The following is a 21086-nucleotide window of genomic DNA, read 5'->3' as shown; positions in this document are numbered from 1 at the left end:
CGTCACTCCAGGAAGCGGCGGTCCCAGCGGAGCAGCGCCTCGGGGACCGGGTGACCGAACAACGGCTTTCGTTGGTAGAGGTAGGGCTCGAGAATCCGGGCGAGCGCGCGGTGCAGGGGAAGCGACTGGCCCGCCTCTACGTCCCCTGGCTCCGGCCGCCCGCCGAGGGTGATGAGCACCCGGTCTCCGCTCATCTCCTGGATGGAGACGCCTGGAAGCATCAGGCGCTCGCGCAAACCAGACACACCGCCGAGCTGACCGAGCACCGGCTGTCCGAGGAAGTTCATCCAGTGGATGCCCTCCACCCGGGTGTTCACGTTCATGATGGCCGAGCTCGCGGCGAGATGCACCCCCGGGTAGCGCGGGCGGATGAGCTCGAGGGCGTCGACGGAACCCGCCCGGGATGCACAGAGGACGAAGTCCACATACCCCGAGCTGAAAGGGAGCTCCGCCGCCAGCTCGAGGGCGAGCGTACGGACGTGCTCCGGGCCCCGCTCTTCCAGATACTCCGTGGGCAGGCGCAGGTACAGGACGCACACGTCGTCCTTCCGCTCTGGCCAGGGAAGAGGGACAGGGGACAACCCCCTGTAGTCTACGAGGATCTCATTCATCCCAGAGGGGTTGTCATACAACATCAAGGACCCGCTCCCGCCAGCCCCTGCATCCAGGGTTTTCCTGCGGGTCCTTTCCCAGGAAGCGTCATCGAGCGGCTCGCCTTGCCCATCATGCGTGTCGTTCCAGAGGAGCCGATAGGGCTTTATTCGTTCCCGGAAGAGCTCCACGGCACGAATGACGGCGGGGGCGATCCGCTCGTTGGGATGCGGCATGTAGAAGCTCATGAGCAGAGCATCGACTGCGCTCAACCAGCCGCGCTTGTCGTAGTACCGTAACTTCGGATAGCGCATGATGGTCCTCTCGTTCTACTTGTCCCTCGGTATTGATACGCCCCACCGAGGGGATACGAGCAAGGGCTCCACACCGAGGGCTTCTTCATAGACGTCACCCTGAAACCGATCCCTCCAACGTCCATCCATGTACCGCTCCCAGAGTGCCGCATTGCTCTCCGGGCACGGGAACTTGAGATCGTACACGTGGACGATGAAGCCGTTCTCATCCAGGATGACGATGTCCGGCTCGATGGTCCCCTTCAAACCCGACCAGCCTTCCCGCGACAGGATCTGGCTCATCATCTCCTCGGGCATGTGCTCCCACCTTCCCGTCGTCGGGTCGACGTAGAAGCGCGGGCGGAGCCGGTGGTTCTTCCTCGGTAACAGCTTGTCCAGCGCCTCGCGCAGGCACGGCCAGGCCTGCTCGTGCTTGAAGAGACCCAGGTAGGCGGCCCACGTCGTCCGCTCACCCACATTGACCTGCTGGCAGATGTCCCAATCCGGGCTCTCTCCATGGAAATGGTAGTCGTTGACCTGCTGGTCCGCCCGGCGGACGCACCGGACGATGGCCGCCTCGACTTTCGCGAGCAGGTCCGCCGCCAGTTCCGTGCCCCGCTGCTCGGCGGAACCAATGCGCACGGTCTGCCCCGCCATGGATGCGATCAGGCCGGCAGCAGTGGCCTTGAGCGTCAGGGAGGGAGTCCTCCCCACGGCACCGGTAGCCTCCGCCGCCTCCGCGGCCCGCGCCATCTCGGGCGAACCGGTACAGCGCTCCCACTGGCCGGGAAACTGCTTGAGGCAGCACTCGGGGGTCAGGTCTCGCGGCCCGCACCTCCCCGCCACTTCGGCGGAGTCCGACTCCGCCAGACACCCGACCTGACACAGGGCCAGGAGCAGCAACAACCGCACGAGCCCAATCTTTGCGGTACGACGCATGGGGCCTACTATAGAGAGCGGCACCATGAACGCGGACGAGAAAGACGGCGTGACGGAACCGGGTGGCGCGCGGCCACCGGAAGGGGCTGTAGCGAGGAAGCAGCGGTGGCCGCGCCGCCGTCTGTTGCGATGGGCCCTGGGACTGGCGCCTCTAGCGGCGGGCGGTGGGTGGGCCGCCTTTCAACGACTCGGCGGACCTCCTCGTCGCGTCGAGGAAGAAGACGAGCGACTGGTGGACGGGTGGCGGCCGGGGCTGGTGGAGGAAGGGCGACCGAAGAACCAGATCGCTCCCGAGCTCTGGGCCGCACAACGAACCCAGGAGGCCACCCCGTTATGTTTCGCGGGCCACCCGGAGGCGAAATCCAAGCTGTTCTGGGCGCTCGAGATCGCCAGGTCCTACGCGCCGGCACATCTGATGTACGCGTGCTGGAGGCTGGAGCATGAACGCCGGGTGGACCTCCGGGTGGACCTGATGAGGAAGGAACTCTCGGCCCCGGGAGTCAAGGACACCCCGGAGGCGCATCTGCTGCTGGAACTGTCCGAGCGTCGCGCGAAGACGCCTGATTGGCGGCATGCCTTCTTCGAGGCCTGGAACGCGCTCGGCCGGCCCGACTTCAGCAAGAGCGACCTGCTCCCCGAGCCGCTGGAGGTGGATCACCTGCTGGTCTACACCCACAGGGACTGGGAGCAGGCCGACGAGCCCCAACGATTCCCGCTGGCGGTGATGGCCCTGGGGGAGCTGACCGAGCGACTGGACTGGGGACTCGATCAAGTGCGCACCAGCACCTCCGTCCCGCTCCTCATGGCCCTGCGCGAGCATCTCCTCCCGGTCGACACGCAAGTGCCACAGCGACGGATCCTGCTGCCCGCGGTGGAGGAGCGGCTCGGACAGCTCACCGGGCCCGCCCCTCGGACCCTCCAACTCGCCCTCCGCGCATTCCTGGCTGGCCGCTCGCCCGACGTGCCCTTCGAGCGCCGCGACCTGGAGGCACTCGAGCAACTCGTCACCCTCGAGTGGAAGCAGCCCTTGAGCGAGCGGTTCTACCTGGAGATGCGCGAGCGCCTCGAGGGGCTGTTCTTCATCCCCCACCACCATGCCTTGCTGTTGGCCAGCTCGGCCCAGGGAATCTCTCTCGGCAAGGCGCTGCTGCGACGCGCCCGGGCCAGCAAGGCGCATCTGAACGAGGACGAGCAGCGGTGGATGGGGCGGCTGCTGTGGGAAGTGGGGGCCCGCCTGCGCGAGCAGCGCTCGCGCCTGGAGTTGGAGACGGGCCTGCTGATCCAGATGTACGGCTCCGAGCTGACGGGGCACAGCCCGACGCGGATGGACAGCATCGAATTGTGGGTGGAGCTGGGCGAGTGGGAGACGGCGCTGAAGCGGGCTGCCTACTACCGCTGGCCCCTGACCGCGTTGCAGGAGGAGTCCTGCCATCCCAGGGCCCGTGACGAGCACGCGTGGATGAGGGCCTTCGCGAGAAGGAGCGAGCTGCCCTGAGGCAGCCAGCCGGGCACGTATCAGGCCGCCTGGGCCGGGGCCACCTGGGAGAGCGCGGCGCGGAGCTCCTCCCGCACGGTCTGGAGGTCCTCGGGCAGGGACTCGGGTGCGAAGCCCGCGTCCATCTCGCGCGCCACGCCTTCCAACTTCAGCCGCCAGGAGGCGAGGGCCTCGAAGTCCGCGTCCGGGGGCCGCTGGGCGAGCGCGGTCCGTCCGGCCTGGGCGATGCGCTGCGCCCGCGCGAGGGGCCCGGCGCTGGCCTCGAGGGCGGCGGCGGCGAGGGCGGGGTTCTCCGAGCGGGCCAGCAGCTCGCGCAGCACATCGCGGGCGAGCGCCTGTCCCTCCTTGGAAGGCACCGCGTAGACGAGGGGCCACAGGTCGGCCACGCTGGGGGTGGTGCGCCCGGCGAGCGCGGCGGCGGCGGACACCAGCCGCTGGGCCTTCACCATGCGCCGGTCGCTCAGGCCGATGCCGGCGGCGCGCAGGGTGCGCAGCGCATGGGCCAGGTGCGGTCTCACCGGTCCGAGGTCCGCCTCGCGCGCCGCGCGGGCCAGCACGTCCACGGCCTCCAATGACGCGGTGCGTGCCTCCTCGAGGCGCCCCAGCGAGGCCCCCCCGGCCAGCAGGTCCTCCAGGCGCGTGTCGGGCACGGGCTCCACGAAGGTGCGCGCGAGGAAGCGGTCGGCGAAGGCGGCGAGGGCCTCGTCCTCGGGCAGGGCATTGGAGGCGCCCACGCACACGCGCAGGGGGCAGTGCATGCGGGTGTGGCCGCGGCGGAAGACGCGCTCGTTGAGCAGACCGAGCAGCGTGTTGAGGATGGCGGTGGAGCCGAGGAACACCTCGTCGAGGAAGGCCACCTCGGCCTCGGGCAGCATGCCGGCCGTCTCCGTCTCCACCACGCCCTCGCGCAGCTTGCGCAGGTCCACGGGGCCGAAGATTTCGGAGGGCTCGGTGAAGCGACCCAGGAGGTACTCGAAGTAGCCGCCGCCGAGCGCTCGCGCGGTGCGTCGAACGGCCTCGCTCTTGGCGGTGCCGGGAGGGCCGATGACGAGCAGGTGCTCGCCGGCCACGGCGCACAGCGCCACCAGCTCGACCATGGCCTCGCGCTCCACCAGGCCCCGCCCCGCATCGGTGAGGGCGTCGCGCACGGAGGAAGCAGCCGCTTCGAAGGAGAGAGACATGGGTGGGACTCTACCCGGCTCCGGCACCACGCCGAATGCCCGCCGGGGAACGTACGCACGGTGTGGGTGGACCTGACGGGGAGGGTCTGCGCTAAGCTCCGCGGCCACATGCGACACGTTGCGAGTCTCGGAACCCTGGTGGCGGCGTTGTTGTGGTCGGGGACATCGGCAGCGAGGGAGTGGAGGGGCTACGCCGCGGCGACAACCGGCTTCGTCATCGACCACACCTCCGGAGTGCGGGCCAGGGGAGGCGCGCTCCAGGCCTACGTGGGAGTGGAGGCGCCCTTCGGGCTGTCACTGGGAGTGGTGGGAGAGGGTGCCGAGACGTGGGGCGCTCGCATCCAGGGGCAACAATTGCAACTGGACTACCGGTCGTTGGGGGTGGAGCTGCGGCTGCGCTTCCTGCGGGATGGAGGGGTGAACCCGTGGGTGGGGCTGCGCGTGGCGCAGAGCCGCTCGACGCCCCTGACGCTGGACGACCTGGGGACGCCGAGGCGGATGCTGCACGACGGACTGAGCACGGCGCTGCGAGTCGGCATGGACACGTGGCTGGGCGAGCACCTGGGCATCACGGCGTCCACGGCGTGGCAGTGGTGCGACGTGCGAGTGGACGGCACCATGGACATCACCTCGCCCACGGAGTGCGCCAAACCGCTGCACACCATCCTGCTGGGCCCCACGCTGCGCTTCTAGAGCTCCCTCTCCCGCCGGGAGAGGGCCGGGGTGAGGGTCTCCGTCCCCCGGGCTCCAGCCCCGTGCCCAACTGTTCACTGCCGCGCGGCAACACCGTCCCTCGGGACGGGAGTCCGCCCGAGGCACGTGAACGAGGGGTAAAGGAGAGGCCCTATGAATCGCGAATACCATCGCTGGTTCAGCGAGCGACTGGGCCGTGACATGGAGGTGCTGCTGTTCGGACACTCCGGGGAGCCGGTGCTGCTGCTCCCCACGAGCAAGGGGCGCTTCTACCAGGCGGAGGACTTCGGCCTCATCGGGGCGATCGCGGACCGCATCCAATCGGGGCGGTACGTCGTGGTGTGCGCGGACTCGGTGGACGAGGAGAGCTGGTTCAACACGTCCATCCACCCGCATGACCGGGTGGCGAGGCACGCGGCATACGAGCAGTACCTGCTGCACGAGGTGGTGCCGCTGCTGATGTCGCGCAGCACGGGAGGGCGGCTGACGCTGGGAGGATGCAGCTTCGGAGGCTTCCACACGTACAACATCGGGCTGAGGAACCCGAACGTGTTCCGGCGGCTGGTGTCGATGGGGGGCAAGTTCGAGACGGAGGACTTCCTCGACGGCCACCACGACGAGAGCGTGTACTTCCATTCGAGCATGCAGTGGCTGCCGGGGCTGGGAGATGCGGCCCAGCTGGCGGCGCTGCGCCGGGTGGAGATGGTGCTGGCGGTGGGCGAGCACGACTTCTGCCGGCCGTCGAACGAGAGCATGTCGAAGCTGCTGTGGTCGAAGGACATCCCCAACCACCTGGCCATCTGGAACGGAGGCACGCACGACTGGCCGGTGTGGCGGCAGATGATCCAACACTACCTGCCGTGGTGAGACTCAGCCGCCCCGCCCCTCACGCCTCCAGCGGCTGGAACGTCCCGGAGCTCTGGCGCTTGAAGCGCCAGAAGAGCGCGAGCGCCACGGAGGTGAGTCCCGCGCACAGGCCCCACCAGATGCCCACCACGCCGAGCTTCAGCCCGAAGCCCAGCATCAGTGCCACCGGCAGGCCCACCAGGTAGTGCCCCACCATGTTCGCGACGAACGTGAAGCGGGTCTCCCCCGCTCCGCGCAGCACGCCCGCGCCCACGCCCTGCACGCCGTCGGAAATCTGGAACACGGCGCACACCATCAGCATCGGCACCACCAGGGACATCACCTCGGGCGGCGTGCCCATCAGGTGCGCCAGCGGCCGGGGGAAGAGCGCGAACAGCAGCCCGCTCATCGACATGAAGACGGCTCCCGAGGCGAAGGCCATCAACCCGCTCAGCCGCGCCTGGGGCGTGTTGCGAGCCCCCACGGCCCAGCCCACCCTCACGCCGCCCGCGTTGCCGATGCCCACGGCCACCGTGAAGGAGAGGCTGCCGTAGGAGATGGCGATCTGATGCGCGCTCATGCTCTCCGGGCCCAACCACCGCGCCAGCACGCCCGCCAACGAGAAGACGCCCACCTCCGCCGCGATGTGCAGGCCGATGGGCAGACCCACCCGCAGCCCCTGGAGGATGTCGGCGCGCACCGGCCGCACCGAGGGCACGCCCCCGGGCACCTTCACCTTGCGCACCGCCCACGCGACGAGGCCCCACTGCAGCACGCAGCACAGCAACGTGGCGATGGCCGAGCCCTTCACCCCCATGGCGGGAATCAGGCGCAGCGGTCCGCACCAGGCCGGCAGCACCTCGCCGCCGAAGACGAACACGATGTCCGCGCCCAGATTGAAGAGGTTGGCCACCACGGTGGCCACCACCAGCGGGCGGGTGAACGCCGTCGCCTGGAGGTAGGAGCGCGAGGTCATGAAGAGCAGCAGCAGCGGCAGGCTGGGCGCCCGCCAGTCGAGGTAGTCCCGCACCTCGGGCAGCTCCGCGAAGTCCACCCCGAACAGTGGCAGCATCCGAGGCACCACCATCAGCGGCACCGCCAGGGCGAGGCCCACGATGACGGCCAGGTAGCTGCCCTGCCAGAGGAGTCCCCGTGCGCGGCGTGCGTTACCGGCGCCGAAGGCCTGCGACACCAGCGGGTCCACCCCCATCATCAGCCCCATGGCGAAGCTGCTGACGGCGAAGAAGACCGCGGTGGACAGGCCCACCGCGGCCAGCGCCTGCGTGCCCGCACGGCTCACCACCGCCGTGTCCACGAAACTCATGAGGGACTGGCCCGCCTGGGCGATGGCGATGGGCAGGGCGAGCTTCCAGAGCTCCTTGAGCTCTTCACGGCGACTGGGGAGTGCGGCGGACATGGGCGGGCTGGCCTATAGCGGGTTTCCGCGGCGGATGCGCGGTGTCCTTTCCTGGACGTCTCCCGCCCCGCTCGCCTGACCCATGAGCCCGACGCATGCTCCCCAGGCAACCTGCCTCCCCTACTTACACGTCCACTCCTTGGGAGGGCACTCCACGCAGAGTCCCTGCTCGGGTTGGGGCCCGAGCATGCACGCCCCGCCGCACGTGGCGACGATCCGGCCGGAGAGTCCCTCCACGTAGTAGTAGGGGCCGTCCACCTCGGACCTGCAGTTCACCCCGACGAGGCCCGCGCACGTCTTGTCGACCTCGCAGTCCTCCGGCAGGGCGAGCAGGTTGAGGTACCCGTCCTCCGCCTTCCCGCACCCGCCGCCCGCCAGGAGCAGGCCCAGCGAGGCGGCGAGCACGGTGGCCCGGCGAGCGGTGCGGTGAGAGGGAGCCGGTTGCGTCTTCACGGTGAGAACACTCATGGTGCGAGGGCCTGGCCTCACGGAGAGGTATAGGAGATGGGATCGAAGCGCACGGTGGCCAGCGGCGTGGCCAGGTTGCTCACATGGGACACGCGCACGCCAGCGTCGGAGATGGCGTACACGTAATCGTCCGCCATCACGCTGCGCCGCACGGCCGGCGAGTACGTCCAGCTCCACTGGTAGGAGTTGATCGTCTGGTACACGTCCTTCATGGAGACCGCACCCACCGGGGTGAAGCCGGTGGCCGGGTCCACGCGGAAGACGCGCAGATCACTCACGAAGCCGCCCCAGTAGTCGCCGCCGTAGTAGGGCCGCACCCAATCCGTGAAGGGGATGGCCAGCAGCCCCTTGGCCGGGAAGTAGTTGAAGGCCTTGTGCTGGTAGAGCGACTCGCTCCAGCCGTAGGCCGTGCCCACCAGTTGCGTGAAGGCCTCGCGCGGGTGTGCCGGGTCCGACACGTCGAAGAGGGACAGCTTCACGGCGCGCGTGCTCCAGTCACCGTTCTCCGGCACGTTCATGCCCACCGTCAGCAGGTGCGTGGTGCCCAGCGGATGGATGTACGTGGAGAAGCCCGGCACCTTCAGCTCGCCCACCTTGCGCGGGTGCGCCGGGTCGGACAGGTCGAAGGTGAAGAGCGGATCCACCTGCCGGAACGTCACCACGTAACCCTTGTCGCCCAGGAAGCGCGCGCTGAAGATGCGCTCGCCCTTGGCCAGCTCCTCGCTCCGGCCCAGGAGCCGCAGCTGGCCCCCCTCCTCCGTATAGGTGGCGACGCGGTTGGTCGTCTCGATGCGGCCCCAGGAGTTGCCGAGCTCCGACTCCCGCGAGGAGATGGTGGTGGCCACGCGCAACACGCCCTCGTGCTCGTCCATGCTGAACTGGTCCAGCAGGTGCCCCTCCACCGTGCCGCTGGCCACGTACCGCGCGCTGTGCGGCTGGCTCAGGTCGAGCTTGTGCACGTAGGTGTGGTCCTTCTGTCCCGCCTCCGGCCACCACCACCAGTGCGGCGTGGCCATGTAGAGCGCGCTGTCGGTGGCGTACACCTCACCCGGCTGGGCCACCAGCGAGGTGCGGCCCGGGGCCTGCGCCGCCTCCCCGTCCAGGTCGATCGACGCCACGGTGACGATGCCCAACCGGGTGGGCGCGTTCGTCTTGTGGAAGTCCTGGCAGTCGTAGCCCACCGTCTCCACCGAGCCGTCCGGCCGCTTGCGCCGGCCCTCGGGCAGCCAGTCGGACAGCGTGCGCTCGCGGATGAGCTGCTCGTTCTGCACCTTCAGCTTGTCGAGCTCCTTCTCCAGCCGGTCCTGATCCTCCCAGAGCTCTTGCGAGTAGTCGGGCCACCAGCGCACGCCGGTGGGCCAGCGGAACTCGTCGCGCATCACCAGCCGCACCGAGCTGCCCGCCATCCGCGCGTTGTGGTAGCCGCCCGGCAGGTACAGCTGCCCCGTCACCTGGGGCGCATCCAGGTTGGACACGTCCACCGTCGTCACCTTGGTGTTCGTCGCCCCGGAAGCAACGCAGGGGCTCATGGGCGCGCACGAGTAGCCACCGCCCTTGCCTCCACTCATGTCCGGACGCGGCTCGTGGACCTCGGAGAAGACGACCACCTTGTCTCCGCGCAGGAACATCTCCCGGGGCCAGCCCTCGAGCTTCAGCGAGGACGCCGCGTGCAGCGACTCGGCCGGCCAGGAGCGGTGCGCATACAGCTTCTGCCCAGAGAGGACGAAGATGCGCGTGCCGTCGTTCTTCACGAAGTCCGCCTCGTCCACCCCGGCCACCTGGTTGTTGGTGCCGGTGTGGTTGGTCGGAGCGGACGGGGTGCCCGTCGGAGAGCCCGTGGAGGGAGCCGGAACGCCCCCGGAGTTCTCCAAATCATCGGTCGAGCCGAACCAACCGCCCCGCGTCTTCCAATAGGACGGCTTGGACTGCTCCAGCGAGGCGCGCATGTCGAGGACCGCGGCGTCCTCGATATAGGACTCGAGCGCCTCGCAGCTCTGGAAGGACTCCAGCTTCGCCTTCATCTGTACGGGTTGGTTGTCGGGGATGTCTCCCCTGTCTGAGCACCCCACGAGACCCAACAGCGCGAATCCCAGCCAACCACGGTTCTTCCCATGCATGTCGCCACTCCTCGAGTCGTCTTCCGGCCGCGGGGGGCTCTGCCACCCCTGTGCCAGGGGCCGGACGCGTGCCCGGGCACTCGGGATTCCAAGGAGTTGCGGGTGCGTGACGCGGCGAGGAGTCTCGAAAAATCGAGGCCCGGCGGTGCAGGGCAGCCGGAAAACCATCACTCCCTCGGACCCCGGGACCGATTGGCACGCGAGCCCGCTCACTTAGGTTCTGCATCTGGACTGGCAGCAACCCCCTCCGGAGGCTGAGATGTCGATGAGATCCTTCTCCACCCGGGCGCGCGTGTGCGCACTCTGGCTCGTCGGCTGCGCGACACTGGCATGGCCCGCGAGGGCCCAGACCCCGGCGGAGGTGGGGCAGTGGTCGGGCATCATGTCCTGGCCCATCTCCGCCACCCACACCCACCTGCTGCCCACCGGCAAGGTGATGTTCATCGGTGAGTTCGGCGAGGGCGATACACCCCCGCGGCTCTGGGACCCGGCGACCAACGGCATCAGCTCGCTGCCCTGGCCGGGCTACAACAGCTTCTGCGCCGGCCACTCGTACCTCGCGGATGGCCGGCTGCTCGTGACCGGTGGGCACATCGAGAGCCACGTGGGCCTGGAGGACGCGAGCCTCTTCGACCCCTTCACCTCGGGGTGGACGCGCCTGCCGGACATGAACGACGGGCGCTGGTACCCCACCAACACCACGCTCTCCAATGGAGACGTGATGGTGACCTCGGGCGAAACCGTGGGCACCGGCATCATGAACGAGCTGCCCCAGCGCTACCTGGCCGCCACGGGGACCTGGCGGGACATGACGACCGCGCGGCTCAAGCTGCCGTACTACCCGCGGTTGTTCCTGGCGCCCAATGGCAGACTGTTCCTGGCCGGGCCATCACGGACCTGCCGCTTCATGGACCCGAACGGCACGGGCGCCTGGAGCTCGGCGCCCTCGAGCAACTTCGGCTCCCGGAGCTACGGGCCCGCGGTCATCCTCGATGGCAAGGTGGTCATCATCGGCGGGGGGGATCCTCCCACCGCCACCGTCGAGCAGATCGATCTCACCGCGACCACTCCCGTCTGGCGGTACATGGCGCCCATGAGCACGCCCCGGCGCCAGCACAACGCGACGCTCCTCCCCGATGGCACGGTGCTCGTCATGGGCGGCAGCAAGGGCAGCGGCTTCGACAACAAGAACGCGCCCGTCTTCCTGGCCGAGGTGTGGAACCCCACCACCAACGTCTGGACGAGGCTCTCCAGCAACCGCGTCTACCGTGGCTACCACTCCACCTCGCTGCTGCTGCCGGACGGGCGCGTGCTGAGCGCGGGCGGCCGCAACGTGAGGAGCGCCGAGGTCTTCTCGCCCCCCTATCTCTTCAAGGGCGCTCGCCCCACGGTGAGCTCGGCGCCGGACGTGGTGACACCCGGGACGACCTTCACCCTCTCCACTCCGGACGCGGCCCGGGTGACGAAGGTGACGTTGATCGCCCTCGGCTCGGTGACACATGCCTTCGACCAGAACCAGCGGCTCGTCACCCTGGGCTTCACGCGTGGCAGCGGCGTCCTCACCCTCAGCGCTCCGGCGAACAACAACGTGGCCCCGCCGGGCTACTACCAGCTCTTCCTGGTGAACGACGCGGGAGTGCCCTCCATCGGCCGCATGGTGCGCATCACCACGACACCGTGAGCCGCGCCAGCGGCCCGCCTCAGCGTCCCGACAGGAGCTGGTTGAGCTGACGCGCCACCTGGGCGCACTGCTCAGCGTCCCCGGACTCCAGGGCCGCGCGGCCCGAGTCCAGCAGCGACTGCACGTTGGTCACCGCGGCCTCCGCCTGCTCGCCGGGGTTCTCCTTCGCGCTCTGCTGCAGCAGCTTCGCCAGCTTGTCCCCGCGCTCCAGCAGCTTGCGGAACTTGTCCTCGGTCTTCTGCGCATCCTCCCTCGCCTGCTTCTGCGCGTAGGCGGCCTGCTCCTTCACCAGCCGCTCCGCCTCCTGTCCCGGCAGGTGGGGACGCGCCTCCAACCGCACCGCCTCGGACAGGCCCGTCTTCAGGTCCGCGGCCCGCACCGAGAGGATGCCCTCGTTGGACAGCTCGAACGTCACCTCCAGCGGCGTGTCCGTGCGCGAGGTCCCCTGCAGGTTGCGCAGCACCACCTCGCCCAGCTTGCGGTTCTCGTCTTGCAGGTCACTCTCGCCCTGGTAGATGGAGATGCGCGCCTCCGTCTGTCCATGGCTGCCCGGGTAGAAGAGCTCCTTGGCCACCACCGGCACCGAGCTGTTCTTGTTGATGAGGCGCCGCACCCTCCCGCCCAGCACGCCCACGCTCAGCGAGTTGCCCACCACGTCCAGCAGCAGCGCCGCGCCCGACTGACGCGCCAGCTCGTCCGCGTGGATGGCCGCCCCCAGCGCCACCGCCTCGTCCGGGTTCACGTCCGTGGACGGCGCCTTGCCGAAGAAGTCCGCCACCAGCCGGCGAATCAGCGGCACGCGCGTCATGCCGCCCACCAGCAGCACCGTGTCCACCGAGCGCGGATCCATCCGCGCCTCCTGCATCACCGACGCGCACACGTCCAGGCAGCGCTTGGACAGCGGCGCGATGAGCTGCTCGAAGAAGTCGCGCGTGAGCGCCGTCTCCAGGCCCGTCAGCTTCCACCCGCCCTGGGTGTGGTCCCCCAGGCCCGCCAGGGAGATGAGCGTCTCCTCGTACTCCGTCAGCTCGCGCTTGGCCTGCTCCGCGGCCACCTTCAGCTTGCGCATGGACACCGCGTCGCGGTGCACCAGCTCCCGGTGGCTGTCCTCCACCTGCGCCAGCAGCCACTCCACGATTTTGAGGTCGAAGTCCTCGCCACCCAGCGCCGGATCTCCTCCGGTGGCCTTCACCTCATAGACGCCGTCGGTGATCTCCAACACGGTGACATCGAACGTGCCGCCGCCCAGGTCGAACACGAGCGCGTGGCCCTGGAACCCGCGCGACAGCCCGTAGGCCAGTGCCGCGGCGGTGGGCTCGTTGATGAGGCGGATGGCGTCCAGCCCGGCGATGGTGGCCGCCTCGCGCGTGGCCTGGCGCTGACCATCATCGAAGTTGGCCGGGACGGTGATGACGCACTTGTTCACCGGCCGCCCGAAGTGCGCCTCGGCGTCCAGCTTCAGCTCACCCAGAATCATGGCGGACACCTGGGTGACCGGCACGGTGCGCCCCGCCATCTTCACGCGCACGTCCCCGGTGTTGCCGCCCACCAGCTGGTAGGGCACCACCGCCTTCGCCGCCTGCAGCAGCTCCGGGGTGAAACGCCGGCCGATGAACCGCTTGGTGGCCCACACCACGCACTCGGGATGCTCCTCGGCCAGCGCCTGCGCCTTGCCGCCCACCACGCGCTCGCCCGTCTTCGGCGTGAGTCCCACGACGGACGGCGTCAGCCGCCCTCCCGCTCGCGAGGGGATGACACGGGGCCGGCCCTCCTCCACGGAGGCCACGGCGCTGTTGGTGGTGCCCAGATCGATACCGATGACGGGTTCGCGCATGGAGAAGGAGCCGGTGGCCGGGGCCTGGGACCGGGGCCGGTGTTGGCATGATACGCCGGAGAAGCGCGGTTCCGGAGGCCCCCTTGTCCCCCACCCGGTGGGTACAGCCACAGGGGAACTTATTGGAGACTCCGGACAGGGCAGGCGCCCTGGCGTTGCCCGGGGCCCGGGGGCGTGCTAAGGGCCGCCGCGCCATGGTGAACGTGTCAATCGCCCGCCGTTACGCCCGCGCGCTCCTCGACGTCGCGACCGAGGCTGCCCGCTCCGACGCCGTCTCCGAGCAGCTCTCGACCTTCTCCGGTGCGCTCTCGCAGAACCGCGAGCTGGCGGACGTGCTCTTCAACCCTGCCTACTCCCGCGAGCAGCGCGTCCGCGTGGTGGAGGCGCTCCTCAAGGCCCTCGGTCCCATGGAGCCCGTGCTGGCCAACACCCTGCGCCTGCTGGTGGAGCGCAACCGGCTCGTCTATCTGCCGGACATCGCCCGCCTCTACCGCGACATGGCCGATGCCCAGGCCGGACGCGTGCGCGGCCACGTGACCAGCGCCGTCCCCCTCTCCCCGGAGACCCTCCAGAGCCTCTCCGGCACCCTCAAGACGCTCACCCAGCGCAACGTGGTGCTCGAGGCCAAGGTGGACCCCAAGGTCCTCGGCGGTGTCGCCGCCCAGGTGGGCAGCACCCTGTATGACGGCACGCTGCGCACCCAGCTCGAGCAGATGCGCCGCGAGCTCAAGCAGCGCTAGTCCCCCAGGGCTCCAACCGACCGGACAGGTGGTGTTGTCCGGTCCCTCGCACTTCCCGGCAAGCCCGGTATTCCCAGCGGGCCCTGGAAAGGTTATGGTGACGGCGCGGGTCCCCAACCCGTGTCTCCCTCCTTTCCATGGCGCAGCCCGTTCTCAACCGCTCTCATGTCAGCCCCCCGGCTCCCTCGTTGCCCGAGGAGGCCGTGCCTTTCTTCGGGGCGCTGCTCCAGGCGCCCGGGTTGGGACTGGCCTTCCTCGACAAGGACCTGCGCTTCCGTTTCGTCAGCACGGCCTTCATCACCCTGACGGGAATGCCCGCCTCCCAGTGCGAGGGGCACACGCCCTCCGAGGTCTGGCCGGGACTGGAGCGGGACCTGGCGCCGCTGCTCGGCAAGGCCCTGGCGGGTGAGCCGGTGGTGGGGGCCCGGGTGTCCGGTACCCTGGGCCCGCCGTCCCCGACGGGCCCGCGCCACCACCTGCGGCTCTCGCTGCTGCCGACCTTCTCGGGCGGCCTGCGCACCGGCGTGGGGCTGTTGTTGGAGGACGAGACGGCGCGCGTGGAGCAGGAGCTGGCCCTGCGCGAGAGCGAGGCGCGGCTGCGCGGCCTCGTCACCGTCTCCTGCGACGGCTTCTTCCTGCATGACGGGGGCATCATCCTCGAGGCGAGCGGCTCGCTGGCCAGCCTCTTCGGCACCACGCCGGAGGACATGGTGGGTCAGCCGCTGACGCGCTGGGTGGCCCCCGAGTCCCGGGACGCCGTGCAGCAAGCGCTCTCCCGCAACGTGGAGACGCCCTACGAGCTGACGGGCTTGCGCGCCGACGGCAAGCGGCTCTTCCTGGAGGTGCTCGGCCGTCAGGTGGAGCACGCCCGGCGCTCCGTGCGGATGACCGCCGTGTGGGACATCAGCGCACGCAAGGCCGCCGAGGAGGCCGCCACCCGTGCCGATGCCTTCCGCGAGCAGCTCCTGGGCGTGGTGGGGCATGACCTGCGCTCGCCCCTGTACGCCATTCAACTCAGCGTGGGGGCGCTCCAGCGCGCCGGCGGGTTGAACGAGACGCAGGAGCGGCAGGTGACGTACGTGTCCGCCGCCGCCAAGCGCATGGAGCGGATGATCCACGAGCTGCTGGACTTCACGCGCGCGCGGCTGGCCGGGGGCATCCCGGTGCGTCCCACCCCGCTGTCCCTGGACAAGCTGCTGGAGCGGGTGGTGGAGGAGTTCCAGGCCTCGCACCCCACCCGGCTGATCTCCCCGAAGGTGGAGGGGGATGTCCGGGGGAACTGGGACGAGACCCGGCTCGGCCAGCTGCTGGACAACCTGGTGGGCAACGCGCTCCAGCACAGCCCCGAGGACACCCCCGTGGAGGTGAAGCTGGCGGGGGCCCCGGACGGCATCCACCTGTCGGTGCGCAACGAGGGCCCGCCGGTGCCCCTGGAGGAGCGCTCCTCGCTCTTCGAGCCCTTCAAGCGCGGCAAGCGCGCCAGTGGCGACGGGCTGGGCCTGGGCCTCTACATCGCCCGGCAGATCGTCGTGGCCCATGGGGGCCGCATCTCGGTGGAGTCCGGAGTGGGCATGGGCACGCGCTTCCTGGTGTGGCTGCCCCGGCACGCTCCCGGCACCTGAGCCCCGAGGGAATTCTCCGGCCCCCAGTGGCTCTTACAGAGTCGATGACAACGTATGCCCGAGGGAACCCTTGCGCGTTGCGGTAGGGGGGGGCGCGTGGTAAGGGGGCCCCGGCCATTTCAGGTTTCTCTGGCGGCAATCTCACCGGCCGCCCCTGTGCAAGGACGCAAGATGGAAATCCGCGCCGACGAGATCAGCAGAATCATCCGGGAGCAGATCAAGGACTACGGCAAGAAGGTCACCGTCGCCGAGACCGGTACCGTGCTCTCCGTGGGCGACGGTATCGCCCGCATCTACGGGCTCGAGGGCGTGCTGGCCGGCGAGCTGGTGGAGTTCTCCAACGGGGTGAAGGGCCTGGTGCTCAACCTCGAGGAGGACAACGTGGGCGTCGCCATCATGGGCGACTTCAAGGACATCCGCGAGGGTGACCTGGTCAAGCGCACCGGGCAGATCGCCTCGGTTCCGGTGGGCAAGGGCCTGCTGGGCCGCGTCGTGAGCGCGCTGGGCGAGCCGCTGGACGGCAAGGGCCCCATCGTGGGCACCGAGCAGCGCAAGCTGGAGGTGAAGGCCCCCGGTATCGTGAAGCGCAAGAGCGTGCACGAGCCGCTGCAGACGGGCATCAAGGCGCTGGACGCGCTGGTGCCGATCGGCCGCGGTCAGCGCGAGCTGATCATCGGTGACCGCCAGACGGGCAAGACGGCCGTCGCGGTGGACGCGATCATCAACCAGAAGGGCCTGAACGTTTACTGCATCTACGTGGCCATCGGTCAGAAGCAGTCCACGGTGGCGCAGGTGGTGGAGAAGCTGACCCGCCAGGGCGCCATGGAGTACACGACGGTGGTGGCGGCGAACGCGTCGGACCCCGCGCCGATGCAGTTCTTCGCGCCGTACGCCGGCGTCGCGATGGGCGAGTACTTCCGCGACAACAAGATGCACGCGCTCATCATCTACGACGACCTGTCCAAGCAGGCCGTGGCCTACCGCCAGCTGTCGCTGCTGCTGCGCCGGCCCCCCGGGCGCGAGGCCTACCCGGGCGACGTGTTCTTCATCCACAGCCGCCTGCTGGAGCGCGCCGCCAAGCTGTCCGACGAGGAGGGCGCTGGCTCCCTCACGGCGCTGCCGATCATCGAGACGCAGGCCGGTGACGTGTCGGCCTACATCCCGACGAACGTCATCTCCATCACCGACGGGCAGATCTTCCTCGAGACGGACCTGTTCTTCTCGGGCGTGCGTCCGGCCATCAACGTCGGTCTGTCCGTGTCGCGCGTGGGTTCGGCGGCGCAGATCAAGGCGATGAAGCAGGTGGCCGGTACGCTGAAGCTGGACCTGGCGCAGTACCGCGAGCTGGCGGCGTTCGCGCAGTTCGGCTCGGACCTCGACAAGGCCACGCAGGAGACGCTGGCGCGCGGCGCGCGTCTGGTGGAGGTGCTCAAGCAGGGCCAGTACGAGCCGATGCCGGTCGAGAAGCAGGTCATGCAGCTGTACGCGGCGACCAACCGTGACGACGCGAACAAGCGCGGGTGGATCCGCCAGGTGCCGGTGAGCGACGTGGTGCGGTGGATGCGCGAGTTCATCGAGTTCGCGGACGGCCGCTACCCGCAGATCGCCAAGGACATCTCGACGAAGCGCGAGCTGACGAACGAGATCAAGGCGGCGCTGAACAAGGCGCTGGCCGAGTTCAACGAGGTGTTCCAGCCGACGCAGGGCGCGAAGATCTGATCGACGCCAGCGAGAGCTGAAGCCTCACCCCGAGCCCCGTGTTCCCAAGAGGAACGCGGGGCTTCGTGTTTTCCCCCGTGTATGCCCCCTCTCCCTCTGGGAGAGGGCTGGGGTGAGGGTCATGCCCGCCTACGAGACGACCCGTCCCGCCACCTTGAGGGCCTTGTCGAGATAACCGGCGAGCTCGCCCAACCGGCCCACGACCTGGAGAACCGCCTTCAAATCATCCGCGGCCTGGGAGAGGGCGGCATTGGTCTCGTGCATGGCGGAAGTAGCCTGTTTGAGCTCGACGGAGTCGGCGGAGAAGCGGGCTCCGAGCAACTGCACCATCTGTTCGCGCAGCTTCTTGCCGTGGGCGAGGTACTCGGCGCGGGTCTCCTGGGGAAGGGAGCCATCCATCGACAGATCGAAGCTGCGCTCGATGATGCGGGCCAACGTCTGGGTGTCGAAGATCATGGCTCACTCCGGCTTGGGAGAGTGGATGCGCTGCACGGCGGCGGCGGCCGTCTCCACGCGACCCTGGAAGGCGCGCATGGCGGCGGAGAGCTCCTCGAAGGACTCCAACTTGCGGTCGGTGAGGGCGAAGCGGCGGAGGGCCTCGTGGGCGTCGCGCAGGGCGCGGGCCATCTCCACGGGGTTGGCCACCACGAGGGCTTCATAGTCCTCGGCGGCCTGGCGGATGTCGGCGAGGACGGCGCGGCGCTCGGCCAGCGAGAGCTTGTCGCGGTGGGTGTTGTAGAACATGACCCGGGAGGCCAGGGCCTGCCTGGCGCCCGTGAGCCGCTGAGGGCCGAGCACGCCCAGCATGTCCGCCTCCAGCAGGTCGATGATGGCGTTCACCCGGGGCGTGCCCTCCTCGATGCCCTTCTGGAGCGCCGCGCCCTGCTTGTTCTCCACGTAGAGCGAGGTCACCACGCCCACCAGGGTGGTCAACGGCTCCACGTAGCGGCTGGCCGTGGTGTCTCCCTTGCCGGCCAGCGTCTGCATCTGCTGGCTCAACGAGCCGAGCTGTGTGCCCAGGACCGTCGCGGCCTCGGGCAGCTTTCCCGGCTCCTCGGAGCCGGCGAGCGTGGCCAGACGGCCGGCGTAGACGCCCAGCAGCGCGATGGCGTCCATGCGCGCCTGGATGGACTCGGGAGAGAACACCTTGCCCAGCAGGGGCGTGGGGCCGGCGGCGTCGGTGGCGAGCACCTCCAGGGAGGAGTCGTACAGCCGGTCATCGAGGTAGAGATCCCTCTCGAAGCGGTTCATCTGCGCGTAGTACAGGCCCAGGGCGGAGCTGGCCTGGGAGGTGCCCTGCTGGAACCGGGCGATGGGCTCCCGGAAGCTGCCGGGCGTCTTGCACCCCGGCAGCAGCACCAGCACGAGCGCCAGTGATGCGCCCGGAACGACCCGCGTCCACCCTCGCGTCCACGTCATCGGCTCCCCCTGCGGCTGTGAGCGTTACGTCCTGCCCACCAGCCTACCGCTTCGAGCGGACAGCCGAGCACGTCAGCCCCGGCTCCCCGCCTCTGGCCAACAGGACGAGCGCGTGGCCCGTCCGCGAGCACCCCGTCCCGGAAGTGTAGAATCCTGGACGATCCGCGCGCCGCGCTCAGCCGCGCAGGCGGGGGAGGATGGCGCGCAGGCTCGTGTCCATGCCGCCGCGGGCCCCGAGCGCGGTGATGGCGCGGCGCTCGTACTCGAGCACGTTGGCGCGGGCCACCAGCTGCACGCTGGCGCCGAGCGCCGCGGGCAGCGCCAGGTCCAGCTCGAAGATGTCCCCGGCCACCAGTGTCGTCTCCGGCGAGGTGTCCGTCTCGCTCCAGATGCGGCGCAGCGCCTCGTAGTAGCGGCCCCGGCGCAGGTAGATGGGACGCACCAGCGCGCCCTCCACCCGCGTCGTGTCGGGCACGGCGTCGAAGACGGCGTCGGGCGTGGCGGGAGACTCGATGAGGAACTTGCGCGCGTCACCGGACACGCGCAGGCGCTCGCGGCCGCGCGGGGCCAGCTTCGTCAGCTTGGCCTCCACCGCGTCCGTGTGCGCGTTGGTGACGACGTGCACGGGCAGCCCGGTGTCCAGCAGCGCCTCCAACACCTCCTTGGCCTCGGGCTTGAAGGCCATGGCCGTGCGCGCGTAGGCCTCGCGGTACAGGTCGTCCAGCAGCTTCGCGCGCTCGGCCTTGTCGGGCAGCACCCCCAGCTTGTCGCACAGCCGGCGCGCCACGAAGTTGGACAGCAGGTACGGGTCCGCCACGGCCGGCGCCACGACGCGGCCTCCCACCTCCCAGCCATGCTCCTCGGAGCTGCTCACCACCTCCGCCTCCACCCCGGCCCAGCCCGCCTCCATCACATCGCGGCCGAGCACCTCGGACAGGCGGCGACGGAAGTGCTCGACGAAGGGGGCGCCCTCCGCCACCACGTCCGTGAAGGTCCCGTCGAAATCCAACACCACGCATCGAATCGCCATCGTCCTGAGTCCTCGCGCTGTCGCAGGAGGTGGGAAATAGGCGCCCTTTCCCCCTGGAATCAAGCCGGGGCGCGTCAGGGGGACGAGGGAACCACCTGCCGAGCGGACGTGTCAGACCCTCCGTGTAGAACGAGTCCATGGTCGGTGGAGGAACCGTGGGCCCTGGCTCTGGGGAGACGCCAGGGCCCACGGGGATGTCAGACCCTCCCTGTAGACCTGGGAATGTCGGCGCGATTCAGGCGCCGCGTGCTTCGGCGGTCCCCTGGGAAGGCCGCTGGAGCAGCATGGCAGTAAGGCTGCACTTCCGCCGGGCACCTCTTGGGTGCGAAGGCGGCGGGGGCGGCGCGTCCGGATCCCCTCCCCGGGCGCGCCGCCTCATCTTTTTCGAACGGATTCGGGGAAGTCCGCTTGCGCCCTCCGCGCGCGCCCTGCCTTAGTGGGGTCGGGGGATTCCGCACAGCGATGGCCTATACCAACCAATCCGGCTCCTCGGCGGCAGCAGCCCTGCTGGCCGACCGGGACCAGCTGCGCGCGGTGCTGCGGATGATGCCGGTGGGCGTCTTCATCGTGGATGAGCGAGGACGGCTCGTGGAGTCCAACCCCAGCGCGGAGAGCATCTGGGGAGGCGAGCTGCCGCGAGTGGCCCTGGAGGGCTACGGAGTCTACGAAGGCTACTGGCCGGAGAGTGGCCGGCGGCTGGAGCCTCACGAGTGGGCGCTGGCGCGCACGCTGCGCGACGGGAAGCCGGTGGTGAACGAGGAAGTGGACATCGTCGGCTTCGACGGCACGCGGCGCACCGTGCTGCACTCCACCACGGCGTTGAAGGACACGCAGGGCACGCTGCTGGGGGCGGTGGCGGTGAAGGTGGACATCACCACGCGGCGGCAGGCGGAGCACGCCGAGGACTTCCTCACCGAGGCCACGCGCCTGCTGGTGGAGTCGCTGGATTGGGAGAGCACACTGCAGGCGGTGGCGCGGCTGGCCACGCGCCAGCTGGCCGA

Annotated in this window: 17 protein-coding genes and 1 pseudogene; 8 read left to right on the top strand and 10 right to left on the bottom strand. The window is 69.5% G+C overall.

Annotated elements, in window-relative coordinates; all coding sequences use genetic code 11:
• Positions 1-2: 2 nt before the first annotated feature.
• On the bottom strand, positions 3-905 hold the full coding sequence (locus JRI60_RS04230; RefSeq protein ID WP_204224588.1) for a type VI immunity family protein: 903 nt from the start codon (positions 903-905) through the stop codon (positions 3-5).
• 15 nt (positions 906-920) lie between these two features.
• Complete coding sequence (locus JRI60_RS04225) at positions 921-1823, bottom strand: hypothetical protein (RefSeq protein ID WP_204224587.1); 903 nt, start codon at positions 1821-1823, stop codon at positions 921-923.
• A gap of 472 nt (positions 1824-2295) precedes the next feature.
• Here JRI60_RS04225 and JRI60_RS04220 point away from each other — a divergent pair, with 472 nt between their 5' ends.
• Entirely contained in the window at positions 2296-3318 is a 1023-nt protein-coding gene (locus tag JRI60_RS04220; protein ID WP_204224586.1) for a hypothetical protein, read from the top strand.
• 20 nt (positions 3319-3338) lie between these two features.
• Here the strand turns inward: JRI60_RS04220 and JRI60_RS54340 are convergent, their stop codons facing one another.
• Positions 3339-4499, bottom strand: a complete 1161-nt coding sequence (locus JRI60_RS54340) for an AAA family ATPase (protein WP_204224585.1) — start codon at positions 4497-4499, stop codon at positions 3339-3341.
• Positions 4500-4607: 108 nt separating this feature from the next.
• Between JRI60_RS54340 and JRI60_RS04210 the strand changes: the two genes are divergently transcribed.
• Entirely contained in the window at positions 4608-5192 is a 585-nt protein-coding gene (locus JRI60_RS04210; protein ID WP_204224584.1) for a hypothetical protein, read from the top strand.
• A gap of 153 nt (positions 5193-5345) precedes the next feature.
• Positions 5346-6059: an esterase family protein gene (locus JRI60_RS04205; protein WP_204224583.1), complete on the top strand. Its 714-nt coding sequence runs from the start codon at positions 5346-5348 to the stop codon at positions 6057-6059.
• A gap of 19 nt (positions 6060-6078) precedes the next feature.
• Here JRI60_RS04205 and JRI60_RS04200 read toward each other — a convergent pair whose 3' ends face one another.
• From JRI60_RS04200 to JRI60_RS04190, 3 genes are all read right to left on the bottom strand, one after another.
• Positions 6079-7455 carry an MATE family efflux transporter gene (locus tag JRI60_RS04200; RefSeq protein ID WP_204224582.1) on the bottom strand — a complete coding sequence of 459 codons (1377 nt, stop codon included), beginning with the start codon at positions 7453-7455 and terminating at the stop codon, positions 6079-6081.
• A 120-nt stretch (positions 7456-7575) separates the two neighbouring features.
• On the bottom strand, positions 7576-7923 hold the full coding sequence (locus tag JRI60_RS04195) for a hypothetical protein (protein ID WP_204224581.1): 348 nt from the start codon (positions 7921-7923) through the stop codon (positions 7576-7578).
• Between the two features lie 17 nt (positions 7924-7940).
• Complete coding sequence (locus tag JRI60_RS04190; RefSeq protein ID WP_204224580.1) at positions 7941-10040, bottom strand: beta-propeller domain-containing protein; 2100 nt, start codon at positions 10038-10040, stop codon at positions 7941-7943.
• A gap of 259 nt (positions 10041-10299) precedes the next feature.
• Here JRI60_RS04190 and JRI60_RS04185 point away from each other — a divergent pair, with 259 nt between their 5' ends.
• Positions 10300-11721: a galactose oxidase-like domain-containing protein gene (locus JRI60_RS04185; protein ID WP_239470338.1), complete on the top strand. Its 1422-nt coding sequence runs from the start codon at positions 10300-10302 to the stop codon at positions 11719-11721.
• A gap of 19 nt (positions 11722-11740) precedes the next feature.
• On the opposite strand, the gene JRI60_RS04180 is transcribed toward JRI60_RS04185, so the two are convergent.
• Positions 11741-13555, bottom strand: a complete 1815-nt coding sequence (locus JRI60_RS04180) for an Hsp70 family protein (RefSeq protein WP_204224579.1) — start codon at positions 13553-13555, stop codon at positions 11741-11743.
• A gap of 194 nt (positions 13556-13749) precedes the next feature.
• Between JRI60_RS04180 and atpH the strand changes: the two genes are divergently transcribed.
• From atpH to atpA, 3 genes are all read left to right on the top strand, one after another.
• Positions 13750-14295 carry an ATP synthase F1 subunit delta gene (atpH, locus tag JRI60_RS04175; RefSeq protein ID WP_204224578.1) on the top strand — a complete coding sequence of 182 codons (546 nt, stop codon included), beginning with the start codon at positions 13750-13752 and terminating at the stop codon, positions 14293-14295.
• A gap of 137 nt (positions 14296-14432) precedes the next feature.
• Entirely contained in the window at positions 14433-15917 is a 1485-nt protein-coding gene (locus JRI60_RS04170; protein ID WP_204224577.1) for a sensor histidine kinase, read from the top strand.
• Positions 15918-16088: 171 nt separating this feature from the next.
• Positions 16089-17636 (top strand): F0F1 ATP synthase subunit alpha, encoded by a 1548-nt coding sequence (gene atpA / locus JRI60_RS04165; protein ID WP_204224576.1) that lies wholly within the window; start codon positions 16089-16091, stop codon positions 17634-17636.
• Positions 17637-17765: 129 nt separating this feature from the next.
• Here atpA and JRI60_RS04160 read toward each other — a convergent pair whose 3' ends face one another.
• The 3 genes from JRI60_RS04160 to JRI60_RS04150 form a co-directional block, all read right to left on the bottom strand.
• On the bottom strand, positions 17766-18092 hold the full coding sequence (locus JRI60_RS04160; protein ID WP_204224575.1) for a hypothetical protein: 327 nt from the start codon (positions 18090-18092) through the stop codon (positions 17766-17768).
• Positions 18093-18095: 3 nt separating this feature from the next.
• Positions 18096-19055, bottom strand: coding sequence for a hypothetical protein (locus JRI60_RS04155; protein ID WP_204224574.1), 960 nt, complete (start codon positions 19053-19055; stop codon positions 18096-18098).
• A 175-nt stretch (positions 19056-19230) separates the two neighbouring features.
• Positions 19231-20085 carry an HAD family hydrolase gene (locus JRI60_RS04150; protein ID WP_204224573.1) on the bottom strand — a complete coding sequence of 285 codons (855 nt, stop codon included), beginning with the start codon at positions 20083-20085 and terminating at the stop codon, positions 19231-19233.
• A 462-nt stretch (positions 20086-20547) separates the two neighbouring features.
• On the opposite strand from JRI60_RS04150, the pseudogene JRI60_RS54940 reads away from it, so the two are divergent.
• Positions 20548-20922, top strand: a pseudogene (locus tag JRI60_RS54940) (PAS domain-containing protein); the annotation flags it as partial.
• Positions 20923-21086: the final 164 nt, after the last annotated feature.

Source organism: Archangium violaceum (genome assembly GCF_016887565.1).
Lineage (GTDB): Bacteria > Myxococcota > Myxococcia > Myxococcales > Myxococcaceae > Archangium > Archangium violaceum_B.
This window is presented reverse-complemented; position numbering and strand designations above follow the sequence as displayed.

Excerpts from the sequence above, each read along its gene's own strand:
- JRI60_RS04225 (WP_204224587.1), bottom strand. The coding sequence starts at position 1,823 with ATGCGTCGTACCGCAAAGATTGGGCTCGTGCGGTTGTTGCTGCTCCTG.
- JRI60_RS04170 (WP_204224577.1), top strand. The coding sequence starts at position 14,433 with ATGGCGCAGCCCGTTCTCAACCGCTCTCATGTCAGCCCCCCGGCTCCC.
- JRI60_RS04150 (WP_204224573.1), bottom strand. The coding sequence starts at position 20,085 with ATGGCGATTCGATGCGTGGTGTTGGATTTCGACGGGACCTTCACGGAC.
- JRI60_RS04190 (WP_204224580.1), bottom strand. The coding sequence starts at position 10,040 with ATGCATGGGAAGAACCGTGGTTGGCTGGGATTCGCGCTGTTGGGTCTC.
- atpA (WP_204224576.1), top strand. The coding sequence starts at position 16,089 with ATGGAAATCCGCGCCGACGAGATCAGCAGAATCATCCGGGAGCAGATC.
- JRI60_RS04200 (WP_204224582.1), bottom strand. The coding sequence starts at position 7,455 with ATGTCCGCCGCACTCCCCAGTCGCCGTGAAGAGCTCAAGGAGCTCTGG.
- JRI60_RS04210 (WP_204224584.1), top strand. The coding sequence starts at position 4,608 with ATGCGACACGTTGCGAGTCTCGGAACCCTGGTGGCGGCGTTGTTGTGG.
- JRI60_RS04220 (WP_204224586.1), top strand. The coding sequence starts at position 2,296 with ATGAGGAAGGAACTCTCGGCCCCGGGAGTCAAGGACACCCCGGAGGCG.
- JRI60_RS04205 (WP_204224583.1), top strand. The coding sequence starts at position 5,346 with ATGAATCGCGAATACCATCGCTGGTTCAGCGAGCGACTGGGCCGTGAC.
- JRI60_RS54340 (WP_204224585.1), bottom strand. The coding sequence starts at position 4,499 with ATGTCTCTCTCCTTCGAAGCGGCTGCTTCCTCCGTGCGCGACGCCCTC.
- JRI60_RS04185 (WP_239470338.1), top strand. The coding sequence starts at position 10,300 with ATGTCGATGAGATCCTTCTCCACCCGGGCGCGCGTGTGCGCACTCTGG.
- JRI60_RS04155 (WP_204224574.1), bottom strand. The coding sequence starts at position 19,055 with ATGACGTGGACGCGAGGGTGGACGCGGGTCGTTCCGGGCGCATCACTG.
- JRI60_RS04230 (WP_204224588.1), bottom strand. The coding sequence starts at position 905 with ATGCGCTATCCGAAGTTACGGTACTACGACAAGCGCGGCTGGTTGAGC.
- JRI60_RS04195 (WP_204224581.1), bottom strand. The coding sequence starts at position 7,923 with ATGAGTGTTCTCACCGTGAAGACGCAACCGGCTCCCTCTCACCGCACC.
- JRI60_RS04160 (WP_204224575.1), bottom strand. The coding sequence starts at position 18,092 with ATGATCTTCGACACCCAGACGTTGGCCCGCATCATCGAGCGCAGCTTC.
- JRI60_RS04180 (WP_204224579.1), bottom strand. The coding sequence starts at position 13,555 with ATGCGCGAACCCGTCATCGGTATCGATCTGGGCACCACCAACAGCGCC.
- atpH (WP_204224578.1), top strand. The coding sequence starts at position 13,750 with ATGGTGAACGTGTCAATCGCCCGCCGTTACGCCCGCGCGCTCCTCGAC.